Origin of the sequence: Streptomyces griseicoloratus, from assembly GCF_014534645.1 — a bacterium.
GTDB lineage: Bacteria > Actinomycetota > Actinomycetes > Streptomycetales > Streptomycetaceae > Streptomyces > Streptomyces griseicoloratus.
This window is the reverse complement of sequence record NZ_JACVQF010000192.1, coordinates 55,379-73,408: the sequence shown is the minus strand read 5'-3', so window position 1 is coordinate 73,408 and position 18,030 is coordinate 55,379. Positions and strand designations below refer to the sequence as shown.

Sequence of the window (18,030 nt, the reverse complement as noted above, 5' to 3'; positions counted from 1 at the left end):
GCATGGCGGGCATGGCTACACATGTGATCACCGGAGCGGGCTCCGGCATCGGCGCGGCCGTCGCCCGCCGCCTGCACGAGCGCGGCGACGACATCGTGCTGCACGCGCGCGACGCGGGCCGGGCGAAGGAACTGGCGGCCGCGTTCCCCGGCGCGCGGACGCTGGTGGGCGACCTGGGCGACCCCGACAAGCTGTCCTGGGCCCTCTCCCACCAGTCCCTGCCCGAGCGCGTGGACTCCCTGCTCCACATCGCGGGCGTGGTCGACCTCGGCCCGGTCGGCGAGCTGACCCCCAAGACCTGGCGCAACCAGCTCAACGTCAACCTGATCGCGCCCGCCGAGCTGACCCGCCTCTTCCTGCCCCAGCTCCGCGTCGCCCAGGGCCACGTCGTCTTCGTCAACTCCGGCGCCGGCCTCAGCGCCCACGCGGACTGGTCCGCGTACGCCGCCTCCAAGCACGGGCTGAAGGCCCTGGCCGACTCCCTGCGCCAGGAGGAGCACGCGAACGGCGTCCGCGTCACCTCGGTGTACCCCGGCCGCACCGCCAGCCCCATGCAGGCCAAGGTGCACCGGCAGGAGGGCAAGGAGTACGACGCGTCGAGGTGGATCGACCCCGAGTCGGTCGCCACGACGATCCTGATGGCCCTGGATCTGCCCAGGGACGCCGAGGTCAACGACCTGACGGTGCGTCCGGGGCGGTGATGTCCGCCGCGTCGTTCCGTAGGCTGCCGGTGTGAGTGAGAACAGCCAGTTCAGGTTCGGTGCCGCCACCGGCGTCGGCTCCCTGCCGGGGGACGACGCGCGCGAGGCCGTCAAGACCGCCGCCGGCACCTTCGAGGACTTCCCCTTCCTGCCCGAGCTGCCCGCCCGCGGGCCCGGCGCGGACATGATCGGCCGCAGCGCCGGGATGCTCGTCGAGCTCTACGCGCGCGTGGAGCCCAGCGGCTGGCGGCTCGGCGACCGCCCGGGCCGGGACACCCGGCGGGCGCGGGCGTGGCTCCGGGAGGACCTCGACGCGCTGGAGGAGTTCACCCAGGGCTACGAGGGCCCCCTGAAGGTGCAGGCCGTCGGCCCCTGGACGCTGGCCGCCGCCCTGGAACTGCGAGGCGGCGAGGCGGTCCTGTCCGACGCCGGCGCCTGCCGGGACCTGGCCGCCTCGCTCGCCGAGGGGCTGCGCCTGCATCTCGCGGAGGTGCGGCGCCGGGTGCCGGGCGCCCAGCTCGTGCTCCAGCTCGACGAGCCGTCCCTCACCGCCGTCCTGCGCGGCCGGGTCAGGACCGCCAGCGGCTACCGCACCCACCGGGCCGTCGACCGGCAGATCGCCGAGGCCACGCTGCGGGACGTCGTCGGCGTCCACGACGACGGCCCCGTCGTGGTCCACTCGTGCGCACCGGAGGTCCCCTTCGCCCTGCTGCGCCGGGCGGGAGCGGCGGGCGTCTCCTTCGACTTCTCCCTCCTCACGGAGCGTGACGACGAGGCGATCGGCGAGGCCGTGGAGGGCGGCACCCGGCTGTTCGCCGGTGTCGTCCCGGGCACGGACGGCCCATTGTCAGACCCTGCCGGTAGCGTCATGGGTGTCAGGACGCTGTGGCGCAGGCTGGGACTGCATCCGGGGCTTCTCGCCCGGGCGGTCACGGTCACTCCGTCGTGCGGACTCGCGGGCGCGTCCCCCGAGTACGCCCGCCGGGCGCTGGCCCACTGCGTCCGGGCGGCGAGATCCCTCGCGGACAACCCAGAGTAACGGGAGGACGACACGGTGGCCGGCGACAAGCAAGCGGAGACGACGAGCGTGCCCGCCGAGGCACGGGAGAAGCACGCGCAGCTCGCTGAGCAGATCGAGGAGCACCGCTTCCGGTACTACGTGAAGGACGCCCCCGTCATCAGCGACGCGGACTTCGACCGGCTGCTGCGCTCTCTGGAGGCCCTGGAGGACGAGTATCCGGCGCTGCGCACCCCGGACTCGCCGACGCAGAAGGTCGCCGGCTCCTACGAGACGGAGTTCACGGCCGTCGAGCACCGCTCGCGCATGCTCTCCCTCGACAACACCTTCAACGACGACGAGCTCGCCGCCTGGACCGAGCGCATCCGCAAGGAACTGGGCGAGCAGAAGTACCACTTCCTGTGCGAGCTGAAGGTCGACGGACTCGCCGTCAACCTCACCTACGAGCGCGGCCGCCTGACCCGGGCGGCCACCCGCGGCGACGGCCGCACCGGCGAGGACATCACACCCAACGTCCGCACGATCGCCGAGATCCCCGAGCGCCTCAAGGGCGACAAGGTGCCCGACCTCGTGGAGATCCGCGGCGAGGTCTACTTCCCGATGGAGAAGTTCCAGGAGCTCAACGCCCGTCTGGTCGCCGCCGGTGACAAACCCTTCGCCAACCCGCGCAACGCGGCGGCCGGTTCGCTGCGCCAGAAGGACCCGCGGGTCACCGCCACCCGCCCGCTGCACATGGTCGTCCACGGCATCGGGGCCCTGGAGGGCTTCGACGGCATGACCCGCCTCTCCGAGGCGTACGACCTGCTGAAGACCTGGGGCCTGCCCACCTCCGGGCACAACAGGGTGGTCGACGACCTCGGCGGCGTACGGGAGTTCATCGCGTACTACGGCGAGAACCGGCACTCCGTGGAGCACGAGATCGACGGCGTCGTCGTCAAGCTCGACGAGATCCGCCTCCAGGGGCGGCTCGGCTCCACGGCCCGCGCACCCCGCTGGGCCATCGCCTACAAGTACGCGCCCGAAGAGGTCAACACCAAGCTCATCGACATCAAGGTGGGCGTGGGCCGCACCGGCCGCGTCACCCCGTACGCGCAGGTCGAGCCGGTCACGGTGGCCGGCAGCGAGGTGGAGTTCGCCACCCTCCACAACCAGGAGGTCGTCAAGGCCAAGGGCGTGCTCATCGGCGACACGGTGGTGCTGCGCAAGGCCGGTGACGTCATCCCCGAGATCCTGGGGCCGGTCGCCGACCTGCGGGACGGCAGCGAGCGGGAGTTCGTGATGCCGGCCGAGTGCCCGGAGTGCGGGACGCCGTTGCGGCCCATGAAGGAGGGCGACATCGACCTCCGCTGCCCCAACGCGCGGACGTGTCCCGCCCAGTTGAGGGAGCGCGTCTCCTACCTCGCCGGCCGGGAGTGCCTGGACATCGAGCACTTCGGCGACGTCGCGGCCGCCGCGCTCACCCGTCCCCTGGAGCCGGCCGACCCGCCGCTCGTCGACGAGGGCGACCTCTTCGACCTCACGGTGGAGAAGCTGCTGCCCATCAGGGCGTACGTCCTCGACCCGGACAGCGGCCTGCCCAAGCGGGACCCCAAGACCGGCGAGGAGAAGATCGTCACGGTCTTCGCCAACCAGAAGGGCGAGCCGAAGAAGAACACCCTCGCGCTGCTCAAGAACATCGAGGAGGCCAAGAGCCGCCCGCTCGCCCGCTTCCTCAACGGGCTGTCCATCCGGCACGTCGGCCCGGTCGCCGCCCAGGAACTGGCCCGCCAGTTCCGCTCCGTCGACCGCATCGAGCAGGCCACGGAGGAGGAGCTGGCGAACACCGACGGCGTCGGGCCCGTCATCGCCGCCTCCCTCAAGGAGTGGTTCGCCGAGGAGTGGCACCGCGAGATCATCCGCAAGTGGAAGGCCGCCGGAGTCCCGCTGGAGGAGCAGTCCACCGGGGAGGACGAGGGGCCGGGTCCGCTCGACGGGCTCACCGTCGTCGTCACCGGAACCCTCGAAGGGTTCACCCGGGACGGGGCCAAGGAGGCGCTGCAGGGCCGGGGCGCGAAGGTGACCGGATCCGTGTCCAAGAAGACCTCGTTCGTCGTGGTGGGTGACAACCCCGGTTCGAAGTACGACAAGGCGATGCAGCTCAAGGTGCCGGTTCTGAACGAGGACGGTTTCGTCGTCCTGCTCGAACAGGGGCCCGAAGCGGCGGCCGGCGTCGCACTTTCGGCCGAGTAATAGCGGTTGAAGGCCACCCGATCGGCGCATACCAGATGCATACGGGTGGCCGGGGCGCATTCGGGCAACCGCCGACGACCGCTGCCCGTGGAAGCCTTCTGCGGCCTACTGTTGAGGTGTGCGCCTGCCGTGCCCAGCTGCGGTCGGGGCATTCCCCTGCCACCGAGGAGCGGGGGGAAGGGTTCTCCAACGCGGAGCCGTTGATGGTTGTCGGGCGTCGGGCCGCGTGGCGTGGGCACCGCCGGCTGTGAGAGGGACGGGAATGGAACCGACCGAGAGCGCCGCCGCGGGCTCACGGCTGCGCCTGCGCCGCCTGGTGGGCGCATGGCACGAGAGCCGGCGGCCCGTGCGGCGCGGCGGTGGCGCACGGCGGACCGCGGCGGTCGGCCGCGGCTCCGCACCGCCGGCCGCCGACCGCGCCTCCGGACTGTCCGACGCCGACACCGAACGGCACGTGTCCTGGCCCGCGTTGCCCGCGGTGGTCGTCGCGGCGGCCGGGTTCGTCCTCGGCGCCGGTTTCTACCGGGCGTTCACCGGCGGCCACGCCCTCTTCCCGTCCGGCACCGTCGGCTGGTCCCTGGCCGTGCTCACCGGTGTCGTCGTCGGCCATCTGGTCATGCTGGGGCGCTCCCGCTGGTGGGGCGGCACCGGCTCGGGCGCCGCCCTCACCCTCGCCGTCCTGCTGCTGTACGGCTGGGTGCCGGCCGGCATGGTCAGCCTCACCGTCGTCGTCCTGGTCGGCGTCGCCCGCCGGGGCCGCTGGCGGCAGGGCATCCTGCACGGCGCGGTGGACATCCTCGGCATCGCCGCCGGAGCCCTGCTGCTCGGTGCGTGCGGTTCCGTGCCGTCCGTGGAGAGCCCCTGGGATCCCGACACCTGGACGGTCTACGCGGCGCCCAAGGTGGTGCTGGTCGCCGTCGCCTACCTCGCGGTCACCCGCGCCCTGCTGTGGTATCTCCAGACGCCGCGCGCCGGGCTGCCCACCGTCGCCCGCACCGCCCTGGTCAGACAGGGCCTGGTCGCCGTCGCGCTGCTCGGCATCGCCCCGCTGATCTGCGTGGTCGCCGTCGCCAAGCCTCTGCTGCTGCCGCTGTTCTCGATCCCGCTGATCGCCCTCGACTCCACGCTGTGGATCGCCCGCGCCCGGGCCGAGGAGCAGCTGCGCGACCCGCTGACCGGGCTGCCCAACCGGCAGTGGCTGCTGGAGCGGACGTGGACCGCGCTGGACGACGCCGAGCGCATCGGTGCCCGCGCCGCCCTGATGCTGATCGACCTCGACCGCTTCCGTTCGGTCAACGACACGCTCGGCCACCTGGCCGGCGACCGGCTGCTGCTGCAGACCGCCGACCGACTGCGGCAGGCGCTGCCGCGCGGGGCGGAGGCCGCGCGGCTCGGCGGCGACGAGTTCGCCGTCTTACTGCCCGTCGCCGACTCCACCACGTCGGCGACCCGGGTCGCCCGTCAACTGGTCGCCGCGCTCGGCTCCCCGCTCGACCTGGACGGGCTCACCCTCGTCCTGGAGGCCAGCGCCGGGGTCGCCGTCTTCCCCGACCACGCGCTCGACGCCGAAGGGCTGCTGCGCCGGGCGGACGTGGCGATGTACCAGGCGAAGCGGGACCGCACGGGCGTCGAGGTCTACGAGTCCAAGCGGGACTCCAACACCCCCGACCGGCTGGGGCTGCTGGGCGATCTGCGCCGGGCCCTGGACGCCCACGAGGTGCAGCTGCACTACCAGCCCAAGGTCCGCTTCGACGGACAGGTCGCGGGCCTGGAGGCCCTGGTGCGGTGGGTGCACCCGGAACGGGGCAAGGTGCCGCCGGACGAGTTCATAGCGATCGCCGAGTCCTCCGGGCTGATGCCCCATCTGACGGAGTACGTGCTGGAGACGGCGCTCGGGCAGGTCGCCCGCTGGCGCGCCCAGGGCCTGTTCGTGCCGGTCGCGGTCAACGTCTCGCCGCGCGACGTCCACACCCCCGGCTTCGCGGGCTCGGTGGCCGCCCGGCTGGCCCGGCACGGCGTCCCGGCGGGAGCGCTGCAACTGGAGATAACGGAACACGTGCTGCTGGAGGACCCGCAGCGCGCCGCCGACACCCTCGCCGGACTGACCGGGCACGGCGTGAAGATGTCCCTGGACGACTTCGGCACCGGCTATTCCTCGCTCGTGCATCTGCGCCGGCTCCCCGTGAGCGAGCTGAAGATCGACCGCTCGTTCGTCGCCCGGCTGGCCGTCGACACCGAGGACGCCGAGATCGTGCGCTGCACGGTCGACCTCGCGCACTCGCTCGGCCTGCTCGTCGTCGCCGAGGGCGTCGAGGACGACGAGACCTGGGAACGGCTGCGCGACCTCGGCTGCGACGCCGTACAGGGCTGGCTGGTCGCGGCGGCGATGCCACCGGACGAGACCACCGCCTGGCTGCTGGCCCGCGGCTCCCGGGGCTGGCAGCGCCCCGCCGCGGCCCTCCCGGCGGCCACGGCGGACGACCCGGGCCGCGTCGGCTGACGGGACCACGCCCCGAACCGGCGCCCGTGCGCACCATCCGCCGGTACACCCGTCCAGCGGCGGGTACCCCGCTCCACCGGCGCCGCGTCCCGCGCGCGGCGTCCCTGTCCGCCAGGTGCCCGCACCCAGGAGCCGAGCCATGTCACTGTCCGTACCGAGGTTCGACGACTCCGTCGTCGTGCGCGAGGCCGGGGCCGAGGTCCTCGGCCCCGCCCCCGTCACCGTCAGGCTGCTGGCCGACAGCAGCGCGACCGGCGGAGCGCTCACCACCCAGCGCGTCACCCTCGCCGACGGCGCCGACGGCGCCCGCCCCCACTTCCACAGGGGCTCGGCCGAGATGTTCTTCATGCTGGACGGCGAGGCCCTGCTGCTCTCCGGCGACGACATCGTCACCGCCGAACGCGGCGACCTGGTCGTCGTCCCGCCCGGCCGGCCCCACGCCTTCGCCGCCGCGCCCGGCGCCGACGCCGACATCCTGATCGTCCTGACGCCCGGCGTCGAACGGTTCGAGTACTTCCGGCACCTGCGGCGCATCCGGCTCGGCGAGGTTCCGGCGGACAGCATCCTGGACGTCCAGGACCTGTACGACAACCACTTCCTGAGCAGTCCGGCCTGGGACGCGCGGCGCTGAGCGGACCGGCTCGCGGAAACCGTTTCACGGGCACTGGGCCCCGCCCCATAGGATTGGGCCCAAACCACACACACTCACCCCAGAGGAACGCTGCATGCCTGGCATCACGCGCGAGGAGGTCGCCCACCTCGCCCGGCTGGCGCGTCTGGAGCTGAAGCCCGAAGAGCTCGATCACTTCGCGGGACAGCTGGACGACATCATCGGCGCGGTGGCCCGCGTCAGCGAGGTCGCCGACCAAGACGTACCGCCGACCTCGCACCCGCTCCCGCTGACGAACGTCATGCGGCCGGACGAGGTCCGTCCGTCGCTCACGCCCGAGCAGGCGCTCTCCGGCGCCCCGGCCCAGGAGCAGCAGCGTTTCAAGGTGCCGCAGATCCTGGGGGAGGAGTAACCCGCCATGAGCGATCCCATCATCAAGCTCACCGCGGCCGAGATCGCCGCGAAGATCGCCTCCGGCGAGCTGACCGCGGTCGAGGTCACCGAGGCGCACCTGGCCCGGATCGAGGCCGTCGACGAGAAGGTGCACGCCTTCCTGCACGTGGACCGCGAGGGCGCCCTCGCCCAGGCGCGAGCCGTGGACGAGAAGCGGGAGCGCGGCGAGAAGCTCGGCCCGCTGGCCGGCGTCCCGCTCGCGCTCAAGGACATCTTCACCACCGAGGGCGTGCCCACGACCGTCGGCTCGAAGATCCTGGAGGGCTGGATCCCGCCGTACGACGCGACGGTCACCAGGAAGCTGAAGGCCGCCGACGTCGTCATCCTCGGCAAGACCAACATGGACGAGTTCGCCATGGGGTCCTCGACCGAGAACAGCGCCTACGGCCCGACCGGCAACCCCTGGGACCTCACCAAGATCCCCGGCGGGTCCGGCGGCGGCTCCTCCGCCGCGCTCGCCGCCTTCCAGGCCCCGCTCGCCATCGGCACCGACACCGGCGGCTCCATCCGCCAGCCCGCGGCCGTCACCGGCACCGTCGGCGTCAAGCCGACGTACGGCGGCGTCTCCCGCTACGGCATGGTGGCCTTCTCCTCCTCGCTGGACCAGGGCGGCCCCTGCGCCCGCACGGTCCTGGACGCCGCCCTCCTGCACGAGGTGATCGCCGGGCACGACCCGATGGACTCCACCTCGATCGACGCCCCGGTCCCGCCGGTCGTCGAGGCCGCTCGCAACGGCAGTGTCGAGGGCATGCGCGTCGGCGTCGTCAAGCAGTTCCGCGGCGAGGGCTACCAGGCCGGCGTCATCCAGCGCTTCGACGAGTCCGTCGAGCTGCTCAAGGAGCTGGGCGCCGAGATCGTCGAGCTGGACTGCCCGTCCTTCGACCTCGCGCTGTCGGCGTACTACCTGATCGCCCCCTCCGAGTGCTCGTCCAACCTCGCTCGCTTCGACGGCCTGCGCTACGGCCTCCGGACCGGCGACGACGGCGGCCACTCTGCCGAGGAGGTCACGTCCCTGACCCGTGAGGCCGGCTTCGGTCCCGAGGTCAAGCGCCGCATCATGCTCGGCACGTACGCCCTGTCGAGCGGCTACTACGACGCCTACTACGGCAGCGCCCAGAAGGTCCGCACCCTCATCACGCGGGACTTCGAGAAGGCCTTCGAGCAGGTCGACGTGATCGTCTCCCCGACGACCCCGACCACCGCCTTCCCGATCGGCGAGCGCGCCGACGACCCGATGGCCATGTACCTCGCCGACCTGTGCACCATCCCCACCAACCTGGCGGGCAACGCGGCCATGTCGCTGCCCTGCGGCCTCGCCCCCGAGGACAACCTGCCGGTGGGCCTGCAGATCATCGCCCCCGCCATGAAGGACGACCGGCTGTACAAGGTCGGCGCCGCCGTCGAGGCCGCCTTCGTGGAAAAGTGGGGTCACCCGCTGCTGGAGGAGGCTCCGTCGCTGTGAGCAAGCTGTCGAAGGCCAAGGGCTTCAAGAAGTCCAAGAACGGCCTGTACCTGTCCATGGCCACCACCGCGTTCGGTGCGTTCAGCGTCGCCAAGCAGGCGAAGCTCGCCCGCGCCGAGAGCGACACGCTCCGCCTGGTCGACGCCGCCGTGTCCGCCGCCGCCATCGTCACCGGCCTCGCCATCCTCTACCGCGAGCTGAAGCGGCTGGGCGACGACGACGTCCTGCTGGGCTGAGAGGGAAGTTTCACCGTGACCACCACGACCGACCTGGTGTCGTACGAGGACGCGCTGGCGTCGTACGACCCCGTCATGGGCCTTGAGGTCCATGTCGAACTCGGCACCAAGACCAAGATGTTCTGCGGCTGTTCGACCGCGCTCGGCCAGGACGCCAACACGCAGACCTGCCCGGTCTGTCTCGGCCTGCCCGGCGCGCTCCCGGTCGTCAACGCGACCGGCGTCGAGTCCGCGATCAAGATCGGTCTCGCACTGAACTGCGAGATCGCCGAGTGGTGCCGCTTCGCCCGGAAGAACTACTTCTATCCGGACATGCCGAAGAACTTCCAGACCTCCCAGTACGACGAGCCGATCGCCTTCAACGGCTACCTGGACGTCCAGCTGGAGGACGGCGAGACCTTCCGCGTGGAGATCGAGCGCGCCCACATGGAGGAGGACACCGGCAAGTCGACGCACGTCGGCGGCGCCACCGGCCGTATCCACGGCGCGTCCCACTCCCTGCTGGACTACAACCGCGCCGGCATCCCGCTCATCGAGATCGTCACCAAGCCGATCGTGGGGGCGGGCGAGCGCGCCCCCGAGGTCGCGCGGGCGTACGTCCGTGAGCTGCGCGAGCTCATCCGCGCCCTCGGCGTGTCCGAGGCCCGCATGGAGATGGGCCAGATGCGCTGCGACGTGAACCTGTCGCTGATGCCGAAGGGCGCCGACAAGTTCGGCACCCGCAGCGAGACGAAGAACGTCAACTCGCTGCGTTCGGTGGAGCGTGCCGCCCGCTACGAGATCCAGCGGCACGCGGCCGTCCTGAGCGGCGGCGGCACGGTGATCCAGGAGACCCGCCACTTCCACGAGGACACCGGGTCGACGACCTCGGGCCGTGTGAAGGAGGAGGCCGAGGACTACCGGTACTTCCCGGAGCCCGACCTGGTGCCGGTCGCCCCGTCCCGCGAGTGGGTCGAGGAGCTGCGGGCGGGCCTGCCCGAGCTGCCGCTGGTGCGCCGCAACCGGCTCCGTGAGGAGTGGGGCATCTCGGCGACCGACATGCAGGCGATCCTCAACGCCGGCGCGCTGGACCCGATCGTCGCCACGATCGAGGCCGGTGCCGATGCGGCCTCCGCCCGCAAGTGGTGGATGGGCGAGCTGGCCCGCAGCGCCAACGAGTCCGGAAAGTCCCTGGATGAGCTGGCCATCACCCCGCAGCAGGTCGCCCGCGTCACCGAGCTGGTGGCCTCCGGCGACCTGAACGACAAGCTGGCCCGCCAGGTCATCGAGGGCGTCCTCGCGGGCGAGGGCACCCCGGACGAGGTCGTCGACAAGCGCGGTCTGAAGGTCGTCTCCGACGAGGGCGCGCTGACCGCCGCCGTCGACGAGGCCATCGCCGGCAACCCGGCCATCGCGGACAAGATCCGCGGCGGCAAGGTGGCGGCGGCCGGCGCCCTGGTCGGCGCGGTCATGAAGGCGACCCGCGGTCAGGCGGACGCCGCCCGCGTCAAGGAGCTGATCCTGGAGAAGCTCGGCGTCGCCGAGGGCTGACACCCGCTGCTCCGCACACCCGGGGGATGCATCGTTCGCGATGCATCCCCCGCGGTGCATGCACAGCAGCGGACCGCCGCCGGCCGCAGCCGGTTTCCGGACGGCGGGTTCTGACACGTTTCACCCGATCGTCCTGTGAGCTGTCTCCCGCTGTTGTGAATAACGCCACGAAGTCCGCAAACGATCACTTCGGCCTGCAAGAGTGGCTTCGCATTGCTCATGCGTTCTTTGCGGGCCGTTCACCTCATGAACGACTGTTCCCGGTCAAAGATCCACAATCAGACACCCTGGGAGCACGTTCGTGGCAGCCCTTGCACGCTGGTGTGTCCGTCGCCGCCTCGTCGCCGTCCTGCTCTGGCTCCTCGCCTTCGGCGGGGTCGCCGCGGCGGCCGCCGTGACCGGCTCCGCGTACTCCAACGACTACAAGGTCCCCGGCACCGACTCCGACCGTGCCTCCCAGCTGCTCGCCTCCGGCTTCCCCGGCCTCGGAGGCGACGGCGACACGATCGTCTGGCACACCGACTCCGGCACCGTCCGCGCCGCCGACGTCGAACAGACGATGACCCGCACCCTGGACCGCGTCGCGGACCTGCCCGGGGTGGCCTCGGTGACGAACCCGTACGACGACCCCGAGTCGGGCCAGGTCAGCGAGGACGGCCACACGGCGTACGCCACGGTCGCCTTCGAGGACGCGGCCGAGGACATCGATGCGGCCGAGGCGCGGGCCGTCGTGGACACCGCGAAGGCGGCCGAGACCGACGGGCTCCAGGTCGAACTGGGCGGCGGCGCCGTCGCCCTCACCGAGGTGCCGGGCGGACATCTCGCCGAGGTCCTGGGCGTGGCCGTCGCCGCGGTCGTCCTCTTCCTCGCCTTCGGCTCCCTGGCCGCCTCACTGCTGCCCATCGCCACCGCGCTGGTCTCCGTCGGCACGGCCTACGCGGGCATCACCCTCCTCGGCCACGTCATGACCGTCGCCGACTTCGCGCCCATGCTGGGCACCCTGATCGGGCTCGGCGTCGGCATCGACTACGCGCTGTTCATCGTCACCAGACACCGGCGCGGACTGAAGCGGGGACTGTCCGTCACCGAGGCCGCCACGAACGCCGTCGCGACCACCGGACGCGCGGTCGTCTTCGCGGGCGCCACCGTCTGCATCGCCCTGCTGGGGATGCTCATCCTGCGGCTGAGCTTCCTCAACGGCGTCGCCATCGCCGCCTCGCTGACCGTCGTCCTCACGGTCGCCGCCTCCGTGACGCTGCTGCCCGCCCTGCTGTCCCTCATCGGCCCGCGCGCCCTGAGCCGGCGCGAGCGGCGCCGGCTGGCCGAGCACGGCCCCGAACCCGAGGTACCCACCGGGCTCGCCGCCCGCTGGTCGGGGTTCGTCGAGCGCCACCCCCGGCTGCTCGGCGTCCTCGCCCTGGTCGTCATCACCGTGCTCGCCCTGCCCACCCTCGGGCTGCGCCTGGGCACCTCCGACCAGGGCAACGACCCCCGGGGGACCACCACCCGCCAGGCCTACGACCTCCTCGCCGACGGTTTCGGGCCCGGCGTGAACGGCCCGCTCACCCTCGTCACCGAGGTCGGCGGGGCCGAGGACCGGCTCGCCCTGGACAACCTCGACACCTCGCTGCGCACCACCGAGGGCGTCGCCTCGGTGACGCCCGTGACGTACAACTCCGGAGGCGACGCCGCCTATCTCTCCGTCGTCCCCGAATCGGCACCGCAGTCCCGGGCGACCAGTGACCTCGTCGACCGACTGCGCGACGAGGTACTGCCCCGGGCCGAGGCCGGCACCGCGCTCGACGTGCACGTCGGCGGCGTCACGGCCGGCTACGACGACTTCGCCGACGTCATCGTCGGCAAGCTGCCCCTCTTCGTCGGCGTCGTCATCGGCCTGGGCTGCCTGCTGCTCCTGCTGGCCTTCCGGTCCGTCGGCATACCGCTGAAGGCCGCGGCGATGAACGTCGCCGCCGTGGCCGCCTCCTTCGGCATCGTCGTGGCGATCTTCCAGTGGGGCTGGGGGAGCGAACTGCTCGGCCTGGGCAGCGCCGGCCCGATCGAGCCCTTCCTGCCCGTGATCATGGTGTCGGTACTGTTCGGGCTCTCCATGGACTACCAGGTCTTCCTGGTCAGCCGGATGTACGAGGAGTGGCTGGAGACCGGCGACAACCGGCGGGCCGTCCGCGTCGGACTCGCCGAGACCAGCCGGGTGATCAACTCCGCCGCGGTCATCATGATCTCGGTCTTCCTCGCCTTCGTCCTCAGCGGCGACCGGGTGATCGCCATGTTCGGCATCGCCCTGGCCGCCGCCGTCGCCCTGGACGCCTTCGTCCTCCGTACGCTCCTGGTGCCCGCCCTGATGCACATGCTCGGCAGCGCCAACTGGTGGCTGCCCCGCTGGCTGGACGCCCGTCTGCCGCGCATCAGCATCGAGCCGCCCGAGTGCCGTGCCGCCCATGAGAGGCTGGCCGCGGCGACGGACGCCGAAGTGGCGGACGTCCTTGCGGAGGAGGAACGGCAGCGGGATGTACGCGATACCACTGGGTGACGACGGGGCCGAACTGCGCCCCCTGGAGACCTGGCACGCCGAGGAGTTCCTGGCCCACCTGGACCGGGGCAGGGACTTCATCACACAGCACATTCCGTTCGGGTCGAAGGCCACCGACGTCGAGTCCGCGCGGGCGCTGCTCCAGTCGTACGCCGACAAGCGCGCCGCGGACAGCGGCTTCCTGCACGGGCTCTGGCTGGACGGCAAGCTCGTCGGCGGTCTGCTCTTCCGGGTCTTCGACGCCGCCACCGGCGTGTGCGAGATCGGCTGCTGGCTGGAGCCCGCCGGGACGGGCCGCGGACTCGTCACGCGCGGTGCCCGGGTCCTGATCGACTGGGCCTTCGAGGAGCGCGGCATGCACCGCGTGGAGTGGCACGCCTCCTCCGCCAACACCCCCAGCGTCAACGCCGCGCGGCGACTCGGCATGATGCGGGAGGGCGTACTGCGCGAAAGCTTCCCGTACCGGGGCGTCCGCCAGGACATGGAGGTGTGGGCGGTGCTCGCGCCCGAGTGGCGTGAGGCACGCGCGCGTACCGCTCACAGCGATCATTAAGGGACCTCTCAGACAGCGTCCGTACGGTGCGAGACATGGGAACGAAGACAGTGGACGAGACCGGCGTGAAGACTGACGAGGAAAAGGTGGACGAGGCGGCGGAGGCGAAGGCCGCCGAGGGCACCGCAAGCACCGAGGGCACGGAGGACGCCGTCGCGGAGCAGGACGCCGCGGAGGGCGACGCCGGCGCCGGGGCGGCCGCCGCGGAGGGCCCGACCGGTGTCGGGCAGGGCGCGGGTGCCGTGGTCTCCGCCGGGCTCGGCATCGTCTCGCTGACCGGGAGCTGGGTCGGAACCGTGGCCTCCGCCCGCGAGTCGCTGATCGGCCAGCTGGAGACCTCCACGTCCTCGAACGTCGCCACGATGATCGAGAAGGGCTACGGCGACGCCTGGCACGCCACCGCGCTGTGGGGCGGGCTGTTCGCGCTGTTCGCGCTGGTCGTCGGCGTCGTGGTGCTCGCCCGGCCCGCGTTCGGGGCGCCCGGCAGGCCGCAGGCGCCGTGGATCAAGTCGGTCGCCTGGGCCGGCGTCGCGCTCGGCGTCATCGGCCTTCTCCTGGCCGTGCTGAAGTACACCGACGTCCTGCTGGGCCTGCCCTCCACGGGCTGATTCCGCAGGTCGTCCCGGGGGTCTTAGGGCATCCGCGCACCGATGCGCGCGCCCTAAGACCCCTCACGCGTATCTAAGGCATGGCCCGCCGCCGAAGATGCGGAACTTACCCGATGTGGCCGGCCCCCCTGGGAGACGAAGGTTGAGGCATCGCAACGAGCGAAGCCCCGACCGACCTCTCACCAAGGACACGCCATGTTCGAGTACGAGCTCCAGCAGTACCGTTCCGCCGATCTGATCCGCCGCGCCGAGCGGGAACGGCTGGCCCGCGAGGCCGTCCTGGCCCGTCGCGCCGAGCGCCGGGCGGCGGCACGGCGCACCGCCGAGACGGAGAGCCATAGCCCGCGCCCGAGGAGGCACCGGTTCGCCCGGGCCGCATGAGCGCCGGAACCCGGGAGGACGACCCGTCGGCCGTCCTCCCGGAGGCCGTTCCTCCGCGCGCCGTACTCCGGAAATCCGGTGCCGCACCGCCGGCGCCGCATGCGATGCTCTGGCCCGTGGAGACCAGGTCCGTCAGTCCCGTTTTCATCGGCCGCACCGGCGAGCTGAGCATGCTGAACGACGCGCTCGTCCGTGCGGAGGCGGACGAGCCGCAGGCGCTGCTGCTCGGCGGTGAGGCCGGCGTCGGCAAGACCCGCCTCGTCGAGGAGTTCGCCGCCGCGGCCCGCCGGCAGGGCGCCGTCGTCGTCCTGGGCGGCTGCGTCGAGATCGGCGCGGACGGCCTGCCCTTCGCGCCCTTCTCCACCGCGCTGCGCGCCCTGCGCCGCGAACTGCCCGGAGAACTGGCCGCCGCTGCCGCCGGCCAGGAGGAGGAACTCGCCCGCCTGCTGCCCGAACTGGGCGAGCCGGCCACGGCCGGAGGAACCGGGCGGCACGACGAGGAGAGCATGGCCCGCCTCTTCGAACTCACCGCCCGCCTGCTGGAACGCCTCGCCGCCCGGCGGACCGTCGTCGTCGCCCTGGAGGACCTGCACTGGGCCGACGCCTCCACCCGCCATCTCATCGCCTACCTCTTCCGCACCCTGCGCACCGGCCGCCTCGTCGTCCTGGCCACCTACCGCTCCGACGACATCCACCGCCGCCACCCGCTGCGCCCCCTGCTCGCCGAACTCGACCGGCTGCGCACGGTCCGCCGCATCGAACTCGGCCGCTTCACCCGCGAGGAAGTGGGCCGCCAGATCGCCGGCATCCTCGCCCATGAACCCGACCCCCGCCAGGTCGACGAGATCTTCGAACGCTCCGACGGCAACGCCTTCTTCGTCGAGGAACTCGCCGTCGCCGCCCACGAGGGGTGCCGCACCGGACTCACCGACTCCCTGCGCGACCTGCTCCTGGTCCGGGTCGAGGCGCTGCCCGAGAGCGCGCAGCGGGTCGCCCGGATCGTCGCCGAGGGCGGCTCCACCGTGGAGTACCGGCTGCTCGCCGCCGTCGCCCGGCTCGCCGAGGACGACCTCATCGAGGCCCTGCGCGCCGCCGTCAACGCCAACATCCTCACCCCCGCCCCCGACGGCGCCGGGTACCGCTTCCGCCACTCCCTGGTGCGTGAGGCCGTGGCCGACGACCTGCTGCCCGGCGAACGCTCCCGGCTCAACCGGCGCTATGCCGAGGCCCTCGACGCCGATCCGACGCTCGTGCCCGCCGACGAGCGCGTGATGCGCCTGGCCAGCTACTGGTACCACGCGCACGACCCGGCCAAGGCCCTGCCCGCCGTCCTGGACGCCTCCGTCGAGGCACGCCGCCGCCATGCCTACTCGGAGCAGCTGCGGTTGCTGGAGCGGGCCATGGAGCTGTGGGACTCCGCCCCCGACGACGTCCGCGCCACCCTGCGCCCCGTCGACTACACGGAGGTCTACCCTCCCTGCGGCTGCGACCCGGCCACCGCACCCCTGCGCTACCTCGACCTCATGGCCGAGGCCGCCGTCGCCGGACGGCTGTGCGGAGAGCGGGAACGCGCGCTGAAGATCACCAAGCGGGCGCTGCGCCTGCTGGAGGACGAACAGGACACCGGCCCGGCCGCCCAGTCCGCCCCGGCGGGGGGAGACCCCCAGCGCGCCGCCTGGTTCTGGACCCAGCGGTCCCTGCTGGTCCAGGCGCAGGGCCGGGGCGACGGCTGGCGGGAGCTGGGCATCGCCCAGGAACTCGTCCGCGGCCTGCCGCCCTCGGAGGTGCACGCCGAGGTGCTGGCCATGGCCGCCAACTGGTCCATGCTCCACAACCCCGGACCCGACGCGGTGACCGCCGCCGAGCGCGCCGTGGAGTACGCGCGCATGGTGGGCGCCTCCGACATCGAACTCAACGCCCGGCTCACTCTGGGCGGCCTCATGGTCGACGCGGGCCACATCGACGCGGGACTCGCCGAGATGTACCAGGTCAGGGATCTGGTGGTGGCGCAGGGACGGTCCGCCGTGGTGGCCCGCAGTCATGTCAACCTGCCCTCGGTCCTGGAGAGCGTCGGACGCTCCGAGGAGGCGGTCGGCATCCTGCGCGAGGGCATCGACCTCACCCGGCGGATGGGCCTGCTGGAATCCGAGGCATGGGTGTGGGGCAACCTCGCCGAGTCGCTCATCTCACTGGGCCGCTGGAACGAGGCGATCGAGGCGGCGGCCGCGGCCGGGGCCCCGGGCCGGGGAGCGGGACCACGCGGTGGCGCCTGTCTCAAACGCGCCGCCGTCGCCCTCGCCCGGGGCGAGGTGGCCGACGCCGCCCGGCTGCTCGCCGAGGCCCGCGCCGCCTACGGCACCCACGACCCCATGCCGCAGCACAGGCTGCCGCTGACCACCCTCGCCATCGGCATCGCCGCGGCCGAGGGCCGCCTCCTCGACGCCCGCGCCGAACTCGCCCGCGCCCTGGACGCGGGCTTCCCGCCCGGCACCCAGCGCTACGGCTGGCCCCTGCTGCTGTCCGCCGCCGAGGCCGAGGCCGACGCACGCGGTCTGCCCGCCGCCGAAGAGGGCCGCGCCGACGTGCTCGAACGCCTCGCCAAGGCCGCCAAGTCGCTCACGACGGGGGCCCCGGTCTGGCTCGCCCACGAGAAATGGGTCCGCGCCGAACTCCACCGCGCCGAGGGCCGCGACACCCCGCGGACCTGGTCGGAGGCGGTCACCGCCTTCGAGTGCCTGGAACGCCCTCACGAACTGGCCCGCGTCCGGCACCGGCTGGCCGCCGCCCTCCTGGCGACCGGCGGGGAGGACGAACGGGCCCGCGCCACGGAACTGCTCCGCCTGGCCCACGCCGTCGCCGCCCACCTCGGCGCCCGTCCGCTCGCCGACGCCGTCACCCTGCTCGCCCAGCGGGCCCGGCTCGCACTGAGCCATGTCCCCGAGCCGGTCGCCGCCCCCACCGACCCGGCCGAGGCACTGGGCCTCACCAGCCGGGAACGCGATGTGCTGCGCCTGGTCTCCGACGGCCGCACCAACCGCCAGATAGCCGAGGAGCTGTTCATCTCGCCGAAGACGGCCAGCGTCCACGTCTCGAACATCCTGGCCAAGCTCGGCGTCTCGGGCCGCGGCGAGGCGGCGGCGGTGGCGCATCGGCTCGCACTGTTCAGCGGGCGGTCCCCGCTCGTGCAGGACGAGTGACGGC

At 72.5% G+C, this 18,030-nt stretch carries 14 protein-coding genes; all 14 read left to right on the top strand.

The window, feature by feature from the left end; all coding sequences use genetic code 11:
* Positions 1 to 2: 2 nt before the first annotated feature.
* Entirely contained in the window at positions 3 to 701 is a 699-nt protein-coding gene (locus H0H10_RS18135) for an SDR family oxidoreductase (protein WP_188182037.1), read from the top strand.
* Positions 702 to 732: 31 nt separating this feature from the next.
* Positions 733 to 1,740, top strand: coding sequence for a methionine synthase (locus tag H0H10_RS18130; protein WP_188182036.1), 1,008 nt, complete (start codon positions 733 to 735; stop codon positions 1,738 to 1,740).
* A gap of 15 nt (positions 1,741 to 1,755) precedes the next feature.
* Positions 1,756 to 3,948 carry an NAD-dependent DNA ligase LigA gene (ligA, locus tag H0H10_RS18125; RefSeq protein ID WP_188182035.1) on the top strand — a complete coding sequence of 731 codons (2,193 nt, stop codon included), beginning with the start codon at positions 1,756 to 1,758 and terminating at the stop codon, positions 3,946 to 3,948.
* Positions 3,949 to 4,210: 262 nt separating this feature from the next.
* A complete protein-coding gene (locus H0H10_RS18120; RefSeq protein ID WP_188182034.1) occupies positions 4,211 to 6,448 on the top strand; it encodes a putative bifunctional diguanylate cyclase/phosphodiesterase in 2,238 nt (745 codons plus the stop codon).
* A gap of 139 nt (positions 6,449 to 6,587) precedes the next feature.
* Positions 6,588 to 7,079: a cupin domain-containing protein gene (locus H0H10_RS18115; RefSeq protein ID WP_188182033.1), complete on the top strand. Its 492-nt coding sequence runs from the start codon at positions 6,588 to 6,590 to the stop codon at positions 7,077 to 7,079.
* A gap of 94 nt (positions 7,080 to 7,173) precedes the next feature.
* Positions 7,174 to 7,470, top strand: a complete 297-nt coding sequence (gene gatC / locus H0H10_RS18110; RefSeq protein WP_004925108.1) for an Asp-tRNA(Asn)/Glu-tRNA(Gln) amidotransferase subunit GatC — start codon at positions 7,174 to 7,176, stop codon at positions 7,468 to 7,470.
* A gap of 6 nt (positions 7,471 to 7,476) precedes the next feature.
* Positions 7,477 to 8,973, top strand: coding sequence for an Asp-tRNA(Asn)/Glu-tRNA(Gln) amidotransferase subunit GatA (gene gatA, locus H0H10_RS18105; protein ID WP_188182032.1), 1,497 nt, complete (start codon positions 7,477 to 7,479; stop codon positions 8,971 to 8,973).
* Positions 8,970 to 9,209, top strand: coding sequence for a hypothetical protein (locus H0H10_RS18100; protein WP_043504295.1), 240 nt, complete (start codon positions 8,970 to 8,972; stop codon positions 9,207 to 9,209). Before gatA ends, H0H10_RS18100 begins: the two co-directional genes overlap by 4 nt.
* Before the next feature lie 15 nt (positions 9,210 to 9,224).
* Positions 9,225 to 10,739: an Asp-tRNA(Asn)/Glu-tRNA(Gln) amidotransferase subunit GatB gene (gene gatB, locus H0H10_RS18095; protein WP_188182031.1), complete on the top strand. Its 1,515-nt coding sequence runs from the start codon at positions 9,225 to 9,227 to the stop codon at positions 10,737 to 10,739.
* 301 nt (positions 10,740 to 11,040) lie between these two features.
* Positions 11,041 to 13,287 carry an MMPL family transporter gene (locus H0H10_RS18090; RefSeq protein WP_188182030.1) on the top strand — a complete coding sequence of 749 codons (2,247 nt, stop codon included), beginning with the start codon at positions 11,041 to 11,043 and terminating at the stop codon, positions 13,285 to 13,287.
* Positions 13,265 to 13,840 carry a GNAT family N-acetyltransferase gene (locus tag H0H10_RS18085; protein WP_188182029.1) on the top strand — a complete coding sequence of 192 codons (576 nt, stop codon included), beginning with the start codon at positions 13,265 to 13,267 and terminating at the stop codon, positions 13,838 to 13,840. Before H0H10_RS18090 ends, H0H10_RS18085 begins: the two co-directional genes overlap by 23 nt.
* A gap of 35 nt (positions 13,841 to 13,875) precedes the next feature.
* Entirely contained in the window at positions 13,876 to 14,448 is a 573-nt protein-coding gene (locus H0H10_RS18080) for a hypothetical protein (protein ID WP_188182028.1), read from the top strand.
* Positions 14,449 to 14,643: 195 nt separating this feature from the next.
* Positions 14,644 to 14,829, top strand: coding sequence for a hypothetical protein (locus H0H10_RS18075; RefSeq protein ID WP_188182027.1), 186 nt, complete (start codon positions 14,644 to 14,646; stop codon positions 14,827 to 14,829).
* A gap of 104 nt (positions 14,830 to 14,933) precedes the next feature.
* The gene (locus tag H0H10_RS18070) at positions 14,934 to 18,026 is read left to right on the top strand and encodes a helix-turn-helix transcriptional regulator (protein WP_188182086.1); all 3,093 of its coding nucleotides are present in this window, start codon (positions 14,934 to 14,936) and stop codon (positions 18,024 to 18,026) included.
* Positions 18,027 to 18,030: the final 4 nt, after the last annotated feature.